The sequence below is a fragment of the Apibacter sp. B3935 genome (assembly GCF_009827705.1).
In the GTDB taxonomy this organism is placed as follows: Bacteria; Bacteroidota; Bacteroidia; order Flavobacteriales; family Weeksellaceae; genus Apibacter.
Genome location: NZ_WINL01000004.1, coordinates 46,919 through 61,186, shown reverse-complemented (window position 1 = coordinate 61,186; position 14,268 = coordinate 46,919). Strand labels below are relative to the sequence as shown.

Genomic DNA, 14,268 nt, shown 5'->3' with positions numbered 1-14,268 from the left:
ATCAATGAATGGAAAAAAATTCCGTAATAACAGTAATAACACCCACTTATAATAGGGCTCATACGCTTGATAGAGTCTATGAATCACTAAAAAAACAATCATTTAAACAATTTGTGTGGATAATTATGGATGATGGTTCTACGGATTCGACCAGTAAGTTGGTACAAAAATATATAGATGAAAATAGTATTCCTATTGAATATTGTAAAGGAAAAAATCGTCATAAATTTATTACCGTATTTGAAGGAATTAAGAAGGTAAAAACGCCTTATTTTGTAATTATTGATTCAGATGATAGTTGGCCTGAAAATTCATTTGAAATATTGTATGAAGAAGTTTGCAGTATTGAAAACCAAGATCAATATATTGGAGTAATTGGACATTCAGCAGATACGGAAGGAAATTTAGTAGGAAGTTTTTTCCCCGAAAACGGATTTATAGGTTCTATTTTAGAAATGCGGTATAAATACAAAGTAAAGGGAGATAAAAATGGTATTTTTATAACAAAGAGTTATCAAAGAGAATTGGATAAATTTGATTATTTAATTTATGAAAATAAAGGCTATATTCCTCAAAGTGTTTTCTTTACCATTTACGATGCAAAAGGGTTAAAAACAAAATTTATAAATAAGATAATTCGTACTTATCATAAAGACGATAGCGATTCAGAATCGGTTTCCAATACCCGTTGGAAGGGTAAAAATATTTTCGGATTAAGAGAGGGATATAAAGCCATGTTAAACAATTATAGCTATCAGTTACTTTCATATCCTAAAACTTTGCTTAGAAATTTAATCGGATTTCAATTTTATTCCTTTTTAAATAAAAGATCAGTAACTTCAAATCTGTCAACTTTAAAAAATCCATTAATTAAATCAATTAGTATATTTACACTACCAATTAGTTATATTTATTACTTAATAAAAAAAGCGGATAAAAGTTAATTATGAAAAGATTATTATTTATAACATATTCGCTAGGTAAAAAGGGAGGCGTTCAATCTGTTTTAACTAATTTAATGAATGAATTGTGTAGTAGATTTGATATAACTGTCTTATGTCTTGACGGTAATGAAAAATTTATTTTTCATTTAGATCCAAAGATTAAATCAGTAGTTTTAAATTCTTTCGGAAATATTAAATCGTTTCGAGCAATGGTATTTATGGATAAATACTTTTCTTGGCTACCAAAAAAAGAAAACTTTAAAAATTACATTTATCAATATGGCGTTTACTGTTTACTTAAAAAATGGTTGAAAAACAATCAACAGAATTATGATACTATAATAACATGCAGATATACCCTTTCGAGCATGCTGTCAACCATAAAAGGTATAAATAATAAAACTTTAGCTTGGGAACATATAAATTATAAAATAGGCGGTTTTTTTTGGTTTACAATCATGCGTCCTTATTATAAAAATTTAAAAGGCATAGTTTATATAAATAAGGAATCAAAAGAACATTATAAAAAAATAAATCCTAATAGTATATTGATAACTAATATTATAGGAGAACCCTATGAAAGTATGCCTTATGTTAGTTTAGAGAAAAAAGACAATTCAATTTTATTTGTAGGCAGATTACATCCTGAAAAAAATATAAAGCAAATAGTTGAAATATATTCAAATTTATCTCATTCAGGTTCATGGAAATTAGTAATAGTAGGAGAGGGAGTTGAAAAAAAATTTTTAGAAAATTATATAAAAGACCATCCCAATTGTAATATAGAGATAACAGGAAACAAAACAAAAGATGAAGTTTGCGAGTATATGAAAAATAGTAAAATACAAATATTAGCATCGGAGACTGAGGCCTTTGGTTTAGTATTAGTTGAATCTATGTTTTGTAGTAATGCTTTAATATCATATGACTGCGAATTTGGTCCGGCCTCCATAATTAATGAAAATAATGGATTTTTAATTAAACCACATGATAAAAAAGATTTTACGGAGAAGTTGCAATTATTAATAGATAATGAAAATTTATTAAAAAAATTAAATATTTCTTCGTATCAAGAATCTCAAAAATGGAAAAAAGATAATATTTTAAACTTATGGGAAAAATTGTTAAACAAGTAAATAAAAAAAAGAAAATACTCATAAGAATAGGTTCATTAAGACATGGTGGAGCTGAAAAAGTTTTAGTAACCTTTTTAAAAAATTTACCCAAAGATAAATATGATATAGATCTGCTTTTAAATCTTAAATCAGGAAAATATTTAAAAGATGTCCCTTCATGGATTCCCATATACCATCTACATAAAGGAGAAATGATAATTACTAATAAGCCTTGGGAAATACCCATAAAAGCTTATAGAAGATCTTATGAAGAAATATTAAAGTTATTTCCAAAACTTCTGTATAAATTCATTTTAAAAAAACAAGATTATGATATTGAATTAATAGCCAATCATAGACTTTTAGAAGAAGTTCTAAAAAGTCCTATTAAATCTTCTAAAAAAGTTGTCTGGGTCCATAATGATTTATTTAGTATATCTGATTATACTCCGAAACGATTAAAAAACTTTTTCAAAGCAAATGAAATTTGGGTAATATCAGATAAAATAAAGTCTGGATTTGAAAAATTAGCTTCAACAAAGGAAGATATTGATAAAATAAATAAAATTTATAATCCCATAGACGCAGAAGAAATTATAAATAAATCAAAAGAACAAATTAACTATAATTTCAAAAAAGAAGAAGGTGAAAAAATATTTGTTGCCGTAGGAACGGTAACTCCACAAAAAGGCTTTGACAGGCTTATTAAAGTGCATAAAAAAATTCTTAATGAAGGTTTTAAACATAAAATTTATATAGTTGGAGATGGATACTTTAAAGATTTACTAAGTCTCATTAAATCTTTGAAAGTTGAAGAAACTGTAACTTTAGTCGGTTATCAAGAAAACCCGTATCCTTTTTTTAAAAATTCAGATTATTTTATCTTATCATCCCGTTATGAGGGATATCCAACCGTTTTATTTGAAGCGTTAACCTTAAAAAAGCCTATAATAGCTACCGATGTTTCCGGTGTTAATGAAATATTAGAAAATGGAAAATTAGGTAAAATCGTTGAAAATTCTGAAGAAGGTATTTACAAAGGAATGAAAGAATTCTTAACAAATACAAATATTCCCTGTAAATATATCGAAGAAATGAACAATAATGATTTGCCCTTTATGCTTAAAAATGCTGTTAATCATTTAAGCAATAGTTTAGATAATTTATAAATAAGACAATATTATTTAAATTAATTATAAAGGAATAAATTATCAATAAAACATTTCACCTAAAATTATTTAAAATTTCATAGTAAAGTATTATTAAAATCCTTAAAAAGAAATATATATAAGATAATTATATTCGATTAAATCATAAATGAAAACCATACTATTTATACTTCCGGATTTAAATATGGGCGGGGCCGAAAGAATAATTACTTTGCTTATAAATAATTTGGATAAAAATAAATTTACTCCAAAGCTCCTTTTAATGAGAAAAGAAGGATATTATCTTGAGCTTTTAGATAAAAATATTGAAATTATAGATATAAAAACATCTCGAATAAGAAATGCATTTTTTCCCATAGTTAAGGTTCTTAGAAATTTAAAACCGGATATTGTTTTTGGCGGTTGGGGTGAAGTATCGGCCTATTTAGCACCCATAATACCCTTTTTTCCGAAAATACGTTTTATAGCAAGAGAAACCAATATAGTTTCTCAACATGTAACCCGACCGGAAATAAGATTTTTTTATCGTTTTTATAATAATTTTGATACAATCATTGCACAGAGTGATGATATGAAAAATGATCTCATAAACAACCTAAAAATACGTGAGAAAAAGATTATAAAAATCAATAATCCGGTGGATGTAGATGCAGTTGAAACAAAATCACTCGAACCTATGAATTTTCCATTTTCCGAAGGCTATAAAAATGTAGTGGCTATCGGCAATCTTTCCTATCGTAAAGGCTTTGAAAATCTATTAAAAGTTTTTTCATACCTAAAAAAAGAAAATATATTTTTATATATCATAGGAGAGGGAGACGATAAAGAAAAATTAATTGAATTAAAAGATTCTTTACAAATTAAGAATGTAAAATTTTTAGGAAAAATAACTAATCCCTATCCATATTTAAAAAATGCAGATTTATTTATCCTCTCTTCCAGATATGAAGGTTTTCCCAATGTATTGTTAGAAGCAGGAGCAACCGGAACATTTTCATTAGCAAATAATTGTAAAGGGGGAATCAATGAAATAATTGAAGAAAATGTCAATGGAAAAATTATTTCCATTGAAGATCATAAAAATTTTGCAGAGGAGATAAAAATAACATTAAGTAAAAAATACGATAAAAATCGTATAAAAAATTCAATAAAAAATAGATTTTCAAAAGATAAGATCATACACCAATATGAAAAAATTTTGGAAGCTAATAAAAACTAAATTAGGCGAATAAAGCCCGTTAACATAAAGTAAAACTCCTTAAAAATAAATTTTCTGTAAATTTGAACTAACTTTGATTTTTTTTAATCAATTAACTAGATGAAATATTATGCAGCTCAACATAAAAAATGAAACATCAAAGCTGAAAGTGGTTGTTCTGGGTCAACCCTGTTCTATGGGAAAAACACCGAAACTAAATGAAACTTATGATGCAAAGTCTTATGAAAATGTAAAAAACAACAGTTACCCTATAGAAGAAGACGTAATACACGAAATGAAGGAATTTAAAAAAGCCCTTCAAAAATATGATGTTACGGTTTTATCTCCCGAAATTTTAAAAGATTATAACCAAGTATTTGCAAGAGATGTAGCCTTTGTTATAGAAGATAAGATCATTATATCTAATATGATTGCAGATCGAGCAGAAGAACTCTATGCTTATAAGGAAATATTCAAATCCATATATTTTCAGAATATTTATAATCTTCCTAAAAAAGCAAAAGTTGAAGGAGGGGATATTATACCTCACAACGATGTTGTTTTTTGCGGAGCTTATGAAGGAAAAGACTTTGCGAATATTAAAACAGCGAGAACAAACCAATATGCTATAGATTACTTAAAAGATTTATTTCCTACTAAAACCTTTATAAATTTACCGTTAAAAAAAGATGATAAAAACCCGAGAAACGGAATTTTACATCTCGATTGCACCTTTATGCCTGTTGGAAAAGATAAAGCTATTCTTTACAAAGGAGGTTTTGCAAATGAAAAAGACTATCATTTCTTACTTGATTATTTTGGCACAAATAATGTCTTTGAAGTAACTGACGAAGAATTGTATTACATGAATACTAATGTATTTTCCATTTCAACGGAAGTGGTAATTTCAGAAAATAAATTTGAAAGACTTAATAATTTTCTGGAAAACGAATGGAATATAAAAGTAGAAAAAGTTCCATACCATGAAATATCAAAAATGGGAGGCCTTCTAAGATGTTCCACTTTACCTTTAATACGTACAAATGAGTAATAAGCAGATAACAAATACCGTATTGATGATAGAACCCGTTTCCTTTGGGTATAATTATCAAACAGCAAAAAATAATTTCTTCCAACAAAATGATTCGGTTTCTGTAGAATCTATTCAAGAAAAAGCAAAGGAAGAATTCAGAAATATGGTTGATAAACTTAGAAAATTCGGAATAAATGTTTTGGTTGTTAAAGATAAGGAGCAACCGCATACACCGGATTCCATTTTTCCAAATAACTGGATTTCTTTCCATTCAGACGGTAAAGTAGTGCTTTATCCTATGTATGCTGAAAATAGAAGAGTAGAAAGAAGAGAAGATATATTGGATAGTATAGAGAAGGAAGGATTTATAATTAATGAAATAATAGATTACAGCCGGGCTGAAGAGGAAGATATTTTTTTAGAAGGAACCGGAAGCATGGTATTGGATCGTACTAATGAAATCGCTTATGCTGCCATTTCAGAAAGAACCAACGAAGAACTTTTTATAGAGTTTTGTGAAGATTTGGAATTCTCACCTGTAGTTTTTCATTCTACACAAGAAAAAAATGGTAAAAGATACCCGGTGTATCATACTAATGTAATGATGAGCGTAGCAGAAGATTTCGCCATAATTTGTAAAGAATCTATCCAAGATGTTAAAGAAAGAAAACTAGTAATAGACTTTTTACAAACTACGAAAAAGGAGGTGATTATCATTTCAGAAGAACAAATGAATCATTTTTTAGGAAATACCTTACAACTGGAAAACGATAAAAAAGAAAGATTTTTAGTAATGTCCAATACAGCCTACCAATCCTTGAATGCAGGTCAAATTAATGCCATAAATAAATACAGTCAAATATTGGTATTTGATATTCCCACAATTGAAAAATACGGCGGCGGAGGCGTACGATGTATGTTAGCAGAAATATTTTTACCTAAAGCAGAAAGTTAAAAATCGGCTTTTACTATTAAATAATTTTGTAAATTAATGAAATCCCGTTATATTTGCACCTCGAATTAATTGGCGAGGTAGCTCAGGTGGTTAGAGCGTTGGATTCATAACCCAAAGGTCGGCAGTTCAAGTCTGCTCCTCGCTACAAAATTATAACCCTCATATAGAATTATGAGGGTTTTTTTATTTAAAAATATTTTGATTATAAAGTAATTAATCATCTTGTTTTCCATCAATACTTTGTCGACACTATATTTTTTGGGAAAAATAGGGTATGAGAAAAAAAATGAAAAATAAACAAGAAGTAAAACTGATCTTATATAAAAATAAATAGAATATATAGTATAGTTATATTTTAATTATATATAAAAATATATATTTTATTAATATAAAATAAACATTTTTTTGATTTTTATTTGTTTAAGTGTTTTTTATCATTACTTTTCACTCATAAATATTATATGAATTGAATTAACATTTTATATGTATATTTGACCAATTTTTATAAAAATATAGAAGCTTTTAACCTTTGGAAATGCTGGTAAATAAAGTAAATATTTATCTATATGAAGTTGGAGATTTTTATAAATTTTAAGAATATTTAAATTTATAATTAACAGTCGGATCTATATGTTTATAAACAGATCATTATATTTTAAATTAAATTTATTATACAAATAGTTTATTATTAAATAATTTTATTTTTTTATGGAAAGGAATAAATCTTTAGATTCCGCTAAGTTCATTTTAATATTTTTTGTTGTATTAGCACATACTTGTGAATATGATTTATTTACATCTAAAATCAAACTTTTAATTTACATTTTTTCTTCAACCTTTACAATACCCTTATTTATAATCATTTCAGGTTATTTCTCAAAAAATTTAACATGGGATAAGTTTAAAAAATTCTTCTTAGGCTTTGTTTTAGTATATTATTTATTTCAGCTTTTTTATTCAATCCCCTCCATGGCTGCCGGGCATTTCAATATCGTACGATATATACTATTACCCATAGGTCCTCTCTGGTATCTTGCGGGATTAATACTTTGGAGATATTTTATAATACTAATAAAAAAGTTTAATATACCGGCATGGGCAAGCTTACTAATTTCAACGGTTATTTCGTTATCGGTTGGATTTATAAAGATAGATCCTATTTTACATCCTGATTATGTTTCTGCATTAAGAATCTTGGTTTTTATACCTCATTTTTTTGTAGGATATTATGCTCCACAGGATATATGGCTTAGAATAAAAAGTATTAAAAAAATATATTCCGTATTATTTTTTACAATTTTTGGTATTTGGGTTTGTTTATATGGTACAACCTATCATGCATTCACAACATTTGGTGGATATTCCTATAGTGTATTTCCTACCATTACCGATGGATTAGTTCAAAGGATTATTTTTCTTGTTTTTGCCATATTTAGTTCAGCAGCATTTTTTAATATCATTCCGGATACATTCTATAAATTTGGTTCCGCTAGTTTGGGTATCCTTTTATTACATATTATGATTGTATATCCTGTATATTGGGGGATAGTTACTAAACATTTTAGTCATATATCACTTATAGTAGATATATTAGCAACTATAACAATTACTTTAATATGTCTGTTTTTAACTAAGCTAAAAATTATTCAATTAATAATGAATCCTTTGAAATTAATTGAAATGATTTTTTCAAAAAATAAAAAGATAATTAATAAATAAAATAAAAGTTCATAAAAAACAATCATATAAAACTATATGATTGTTTTTTACTAAATAATATTAAACTAACAAAAACTAATTGAAAAATAATTTATTAAAAAATTAAATTGTTTAATTTCACTTTGTTTATAACTCAATTAAAGTATATGAAGATAAATTAAATATAATCAGTTAAATAATTTATTATATCATAAGACTTTCAATTTGCTTAACATATCATTTATTCATTTTTCTTCTTAATATGAACCAGTTTATTAAATAATAATTGATTAAGATTAGTTTGTTTAACTGATCTGGTTTTAAAAATTAATAAAGGAAAAACAACACCAAATGCAAGTGATAATAAAGTAAACCCTGTACGAGTAGCTTTTTCAAGCATTTCTACTAAATAATTAAATTGCAGAGGTTCCCCTTCTTTTAAAGTCATAACCTCGATCAAAGAAATCATAAACTCATAACCCATTTTACCGGGAATAATATTAATGACAGCGGGAATCGTAAATACAATAGGAGGGGTGTGTACTCTATGAGCGAAATATACGCCGGATATACCTACTAAGCTGGCAGCGGCAAAACTTGAAAATACAATTTGATTTTCAAAATAATGTAATAAAACAGCTCGGCAGCTAAACCCCATAGCTCCTAACAAAGCCACCACCCACATCGAACGGTAAGGCGTTCTAAATATAACGGCAAAGCCTATGGATACCCACATAGACCAAAATACTTTTTCCCAAATAGTTACATTCTCACAAACGGTAAAAAAATTAATTAAATCCATATCCAAATAAAAATAATGATAAAAATAGGCCCATAGCGATAACAAAAATTAACATTGATCCGTGTATTCCCCTGGCAATACCTTGTGTAACATATCCTTCTAAAATATCTATGAAAGAATTAATTAAAGGCACACCCGGTATTAAAAATAAAACACTGGCAGCAAAAGCACTTTTAAGATCAAGACCGGTGATTAATCTAAAAATATTCACCACAGATACGGCAGTAAAAGAAGCAATAGTAAAAATTATAAAAATGTTGAATTTTTTTTGAGTTAAAAATTGTCTGGAAAGGATTCCCAAAACAGTCGCAAGGAAAGTTATAAAAAACTCAATCCAACTACCATTAAGAATCCTGCATAAACTAGCTCCGGCAAGACCTACAAAAAACCAAATGGCGGGTTTTGGGTAATGATTAATTGTCTTTATAGAATTAAATTGTTCATTAACGGCATTCACATCCATTTCTTCATGAATCACTCTCCATGATAATATGCTGATCTCGGAAACAATTTCAAAATTTACTCCAATATGAGGTATAGCACGAACTATAGTATGCATAACATGAGTTTTCTTATCTCTCACACTAAGTACAACGCCTGATAACGAAAAAAATAAATCAGCTTCATAACCAAGAGCCCCGGCTATTCTTTGCGTATTTTTTAATGTTCGCGAAGTATTAGCACCATTCATGATAAGGCTTATAGCAATATCTGAAATAACTTCACTTACAAATTTTATTTCAATTGAAGTATCAGTCATAAAGAAGTATTAATTAACAGGTGTAAAATTATAACAAGGAAGTAGAGTTTTGAGATAAAATAACGTAAACCTGATAACAATCACATAAAAGGTACATAATTTAGATAGGCAAGTAAAATATGACTAAAATATTAGTAAATTTGTTACTTATGTTGAATGTAAATTATATAAATATATGAAATCGCATTGGCTGTTATTTATTTTACTAATTACATTGGTTTCATGTCAAACCAATAATCTATCAGTAGATTATGATTCAGGATATAATTTTTCTACAGTAAAAACCTATAATTATTATGCAGATAATAAAGTAAAACTTAATAATAAAATAGACAGTACCAATTTTATGAAAAACCTGGATGCGGTGTTGCTTTCCAAAGGTTTAATAAAAGATGTTGATAACCCCGATGTTTATGTAGCCGTGGAAGTTTATACCCAACTTACACACCCTGCCAACAGTTCGGTCAATTTAGGAATTGGAGGAGGAAGTGGCTGGTTTGGATTAGGTACTAATGTAGATATTCCCATAAATAATAATAATAAAATTGTTGATTATTCGTTTAAAATCGATTTTGATGATGCAAAAACAAAGAATTTAGTTTGGACATCAAAAGTTGTAGATTCTAAATCTTTTAATACCTCTACTGCTTCTAGAGCTTCCTTTTATAATTCATCAATTAATTTGTTGTTTAAGAAATATCCGCCTAAGAAAAATAGAAAATCCAAACCAAGCAAAACGAACTATTACAATTAGTTTAAATTTAATGATATATCACCCCTATATTAATATATAGGATTAGTACAAAGAATTATTAGGTTAAGATTATATAGCTTTCTTAAGTAAGTAAGTTTGTATGATGCATTTAACATATAAAAATGATAAAACATGTTATAACAAAAGTTTAAACGTTTAAATAATAAATTCGGAAATATAAAAGATTTATATTTTTTAAACTAAATATCTTTTTAAAGTTAAAGAATCATTTTTTTCAATTTAACAATATTTAAATTTAAGAATTCATTTTCGTTTACATTTAATAAAATTATTTTTGAATCATTTGAAAAAATAATATGTATAATTATGTACTATCAATCTCCACACCTATAAAAATATTATCATTCTTTAATATGATATAACTCATTTCAAATAAAATCATTTAATCGGTTAAATGATATAATTTTACTGCATGAAACCACAAACATAAATGTAATATGAATACAAAATATCTATATTGGATTACTTTCGTTGCAGTAAACGGAGGTCTATTATTTGGTTTAAATATGGCAGGAATTGCCGGAGCCAATGATCTCATAAAGCAAGATTTCAGTTTAAGCGATAGCGGATTAGGTACGGTTGCCAGTTTTTTAATGATTGGTTGCTTAATTGGAGCTTTTTTTACCGGCAGTATTGCTGAAAAATACGGTCGTAAAAATGTTATGATCATTACAGCAATTATATATATAATTTCTTCTTTAGGTTGTGCTTTTGCAACCAGCTTTATAGGATTAACTATTTTTAGGGTTCTTTCCGGTTTCGCTGTAGGAGCTACTTCAGTAGTAGGCCCCATGTATATTTCAGAAATCTCCCCGGCCAATAAAAGAGGAACGTTGGTATCATTCAATCAATTTGCAATAACCATCGGTATCTTTTTAGCCTATGTTTTTGATTATTTCTTGATTAATTTAGGTCAAGAAAGTTGGAGGTATATGTTGGGAGTGCCAGCCCTGTTCGGAATCATTTTTTTACTATATTTAGTATTCTCATTTCCGGAAAGTCCGCGCTGGCTCTTAGCTAAGGGGAAAAAAGACGAAGCCGTAGAAATTCTTAATAAAATAGGAGGAGAGAGTTATGTTAAAAACGAACTTCCTGAAATGGAAAAATCCATAAATGCTGAAAAGAACAAAGAAAAAGCCAGCAGTAAAGAATTATTCAACGGAAAGACTGGCAAAATAGTTGCAATAGGAACCCTTATAGCAGCATTCCAGCAGATTACCGGTATAAATGCTGTATTAATATTTGCACCGGATATTTTCCGTTCTGCCGGAGTAGGTGGAGATACAGCTTTACTTCAATCCATGATCGTGGGAATTGTAAATGTATTAATGACTATAGTTGCCTTGAAATTAGTGGATTCTAAAGGTCGTAAAACTCTTTTATTATGGGGAGCTTTTGGAATGGCTGTTTCTTTAGGATATTTGACATATGCTTTCTTACAACCTGAAAAAAATAGTATGGGTGTTTTAATAGCCTTATTAGGATATATCTCCTTTTTTGCTGCATCCTTCGCTCCGGTAATGTGGGTAATTATATCCGAAATTTATCCTAATAGAATTAAAGGATTAGCAATGTCTTTTTCAACTGCTGTTAGCTGGGGTTGTACATTTTTAACTGTATATTTTGCACCAATTATACGAGCAAATTTAGGAGACAGTGCATTATTTGGAATTTTTGGAATATTTACTGTAATTGCCTTTATTTTTGTTAAATTTTGGATTCCGGAAACCAAAGGAAAATCTTTAGAACAAATTGAAAAAGAATTAGGGCTTATTGACTAAGCTATAAAATACAATTACTATGAAAAGAGTTTCAATTAAAGATGTTGCTTTAAAAGCAGGAGTTTCGACTGCGTTGGTTTCATATGTTTTGAACGGTCGTCATACCGATAGAATAAGTAAACTAACAGCAGAAAAGATAAAAAATGCAGCTAAAGAACTTAATTACCGACCCAATAGCATAGCGCGAAGTCTTAAAGCCAAAAAAACTCATACCATTGCTCTGTTGGTTGCAGATATTGCCAACCCGTTTGCTTCTCAAATAGCAAGGATTATTGAAGATGAGATAAGCAGCAAAGGATATGTAATATTAATTGGAAGTTCCGATGAAAACGCAGAAAAATTGCAGCAATTAATAGATATTTTTCTTACCAGACAGGTAGATGGTTTCATAATTCTACCGGTAGAAGGCTCAGAAAAGTATATATTGGATTTAGCTAAAACCAATGCTCCGATAGTTTTAATAGACAGATATTTCAATAATAATATGGAAATACCTGTAATTACTACTAATAATTACGGAGCATCCTATCAAGCCACAGAACATTTAATAAAAAAAGGAAAAAAGAATATAGGCATACTATCATTTCAAACGGAATTAATTCATATAAATGAAAGAGTAAATGGTTATAAAAGAGCTGTGTTGGATAGGGGTTTAACTATTAAATCAGAAAATATAAAATACATTAATGAAGCGGAAATAGATATAGAAGTTTCCCATGCTATAGATGAATTACTATCAAAAGAAGAAGCCATTGATGCCTTATTTTTTGCAACAAATAAATTAGCGTTGGCAGGACTTAAAAAACTAATGACGTTAAACATAAAAATACCCGAAGAATTAGCACTAATTACCTTTGATGAATCAGAAGCCTTTGACATCTTTAAAGTACCGGTAAGTCATATAAAACAACCTTTGTATGAAATATCCAAAGAAGCTGTAGAAATAATTACCAGCATGATTGAAGATAAAAATTTAAAATTCAAACCGAGAGTATACAACTCCAAATTAATAATAAAACAATCTTCTTAATAAGATATATAATGAAAAATAATATGAATACGAAGCCCATCATTTGTTTTGGAGAAATATTATGGGATATATTCCCATCAGGAAAGAAAATAGGAGGAGCTCCATTTAATGTTGCATATCATCTTAATAAAATGGGTGTTGATGGAAGAATGATTAGTTGTGTTGGAAATGATGAATTAGGCAGAGAATTGCTTAACAAAGTACAAGAAGCAGCGATTCCGACAGAAGAATGCCAGATAAGCGATAAATACAACACAGGTACTGTAATAGCAGAAATAGATAAAAATAACGAAGCTCATTATACCATTGTAGAACCCGTAGCTTGGGACTTTATAGAATGGAAAGATGAATATGAAAATTTAGTAAAGAATTCACAAGGATTTGTATTTGGAAGTTTAGGAAGCAGAAATAATTTATCCAAAAACACTTTGTCAAAATTAATAGAAGTTGCGCCATATAAAGTTTTTGACATCAATCTACGACCCCCATATATTTCTCAAGAATCGATTATCGATTTTATGAAAAAAGCTGATTTAGTAAAGATGAATAAGGCAGAATTAAGGCTTTTGTTAGAATGGGTGGGGAAAGAATATACATCCGAAGAAGATGCCGTTAAATATGTTCGTAAAACATTCTCTTTAGATGGACTAATTGTAACCAAAGGAAGTAAAGGAGCGGTATATTGTGATCAATATCAATATATATATTCAGAAGCCATACAAGTTGAAATAAAAGATACAGTCGGTAGTGGTGATTCTTTTCTGGCCGGATTTTTAGCTAAACGAGCTCAAGGATTCCCAAATTTAGATGCTATGAAAGAAGCTATAGCTTTGGGTGCGTTTATAACCAATCACATAGGAGCATGTCCGGTATATGATTTAGAAGAATTCCAAAAATTCAAACAGGACAAATCGATAAACAGTAACACATTTATAGAAGATCAAACAATCAATTAGCATACACTAATCTTATCTATATATAGATAAAAAGCAGCTTAATAATATAAGC

General features: G+C 28.4%; 13 protein-coding genes and 1 tRNA gene. 12 read left to right on the top strand and 2 right to left on the bottom strand.

Annotation, left to right across the window (positions count from 1 at the left end):
• Positions 1–8 precede the first annotated feature (8 nt).
• The 8 genes from GFV00_RS08480 to GFV00_RS08445 all read left to right on the top strand — a co-directional run bounded on the left by GFV00_RS08480 (position 9) and on the right by GFV00_RS08445 (position 8,133).
• Positions 9–944 carry a glycosyltransferase family A protein gene (locus GFV00_RS08480; protein WP_160557772.1) on the top strand — a complete coding sequence of 312 codons (936 nt, stop codon included), beginning with the start codon at positions 9–11 and terminating at the stop codon, positions 942–944.
• A 2-nt stretch (positions 945–946) separates the two neighbouring features.
• A complete protein-coding gene (locus GFV00_RS08475; protein ID WP_160557773.1) occupies positions 947–2,080 on the top strand; it encodes a glycosyltransferase in 1,134 nt (377 codons plus the stop codon).
• A complete protein-coding gene (locus GFV00_RS08470) occupies positions 2,056–3,228 on the top strand; it encodes a glycosyltransferase (RefSeq protein ID WP_160557774.1) in 1,173 nt (390 codons plus the stop codon). The genes GFV00_RS08475 and GFV00_RS08470 overlap by 25 nt, the downstream gene beginning before the upstream one ends.
• Positions 3,229–3,376: 148 nt before the next feature.
• Positions 3,377–4,447, top strand: a complete 1,071-nt coding sequence (locus GFV00_RS08465; RefSeq protein WP_160557775.1) for a glycosyltransferase — start codon at positions 3,377–3,379, stop codon at positions 4,445–4,447.
• A 109-nt stretch (positions 4,448–4,556) separates the two neighbouring features.
• On the top strand, positions 4,557–5,477 hold the full coding sequence (locus GFV00_RS08460) for a dimethylarginine dimethylaminohydrolase family protein (protein WP_160557776.1): 921 nt from the start codon (positions 4,557–4,559) through the stop codon (positions 5,475–5,477).
• The gene (gene ctlX / locus GFV00_RS08455; protein WP_221411026.1) at positions 5,470–6,414 is read left to right on the top strand and encodes a citrulline utilization hydrolase CtlX; all 945 of its coding nucleotides are present in this window, start codon (positions 5,470–5,472) and stop codon (positions 6,412–6,414) included. Before GFV00_RS08460 ends, ctlX begins: the two co-directional genes overlap by 8 nt.
• A gap of 71 nt (positions 6,415–6,485) precedes the next feature.
• Positions 6,486–6,559, top strand: a tRNA-Met gene (locus GFV00_RS08450).
• 563 nt (positions 6,560–7,122) lie between these two features.
• Positions 7,123–8,133, top strand: coding sequence for an acyltransferase family protein (locus tag GFV00_RS08445; protein WP_160557777.1), 1,011 nt, complete (start codon positions 7,123–7,125; stop codon positions 8,131–8,133).
• A 220-nt stretch (positions 8,134–8,353) separates the two neighbouring features.
• Here GFV00_RS08445 and GFV00_RS08440 read toward each other — a convergent pair whose 3' ends face one another.
• Positions 8,354–8,914, bottom strand: coding sequence for a threonine/serine exporter family protein (locus tag GFV00_RS08440; RefSeq protein WP_160557778.1), 561 nt, complete (start codon positions 8,912–8,914; stop codon positions 8,354–8,356).
• A complete protein-coding gene (locus GFV00_RS08435; protein WP_160557779.1) occupies positions 8,901–9,674 on the bottom strand; it encodes a threonine/serine exporter ThrE family protein in 774 nt (257 codons plus the stop codon). Before GFV00_RS08435 ends, GFV00_RS08440 begins: the two co-directional genes overlap by 14 nt.
• Positions 9,675–9,849: 175 nt before the next feature.
• Between GFV00_RS08435 and GFV00_RS08430 the strand changes: the two genes are divergently transcribed.
• The 4 genes from GFV00_RS08430 (at position 9,850) to GFV00_RS08415 (ending at position 14,216) form a co-directional block, all read left to right on the top strand.
• Entirely contained in the window at positions 9,850–10,428 is a 579-nt protein-coding gene (locus GFV00_RS08430; protein ID WP_160557780.1) for a DUF4136 domain-containing protein, read from the top strand.
• Positions 10,429–10,886: 458 nt separating this feature from the next.
• The gene (locus tag GFV00_RS08425; RefSeq protein ID WP_160557781.1) at positions 10,887–12,230 is read left to right on the top strand and encodes a sugar porter family MFS transporter; all 1,344 of its coding nucleotides are present in this window, start codon (positions 10,887–10,889) and stop codon (positions 12,228–12,230) included.
• 19 nt (positions 12,231–12,249) lie between these two features.
• Positions 12,250–13,260, top strand: a complete 1,011-nt coding sequence (locus GFV00_RS08420) for a LacI family DNA-binding transcriptional regulator (protein ID WP_160557782.1) — start codon at positions 12,250–12,252, stop codon at positions 13,258–13,260.
• Between the two features lie 11 nt (positions 13,261–13,271).
• Positions 13,272–14,216: a carbohydrate kinase gene (locus GFV00_RS08415; protein ID WP_160557783.1), complete on the top strand. Its 945-nt coding sequence runs from the start codon at positions 13,272–13,274 to the stop codon at positions 14,214–14,216.
• The last annotated feature ends 52 nt before the right edge of the window (positions 14,217–14,268 follow it).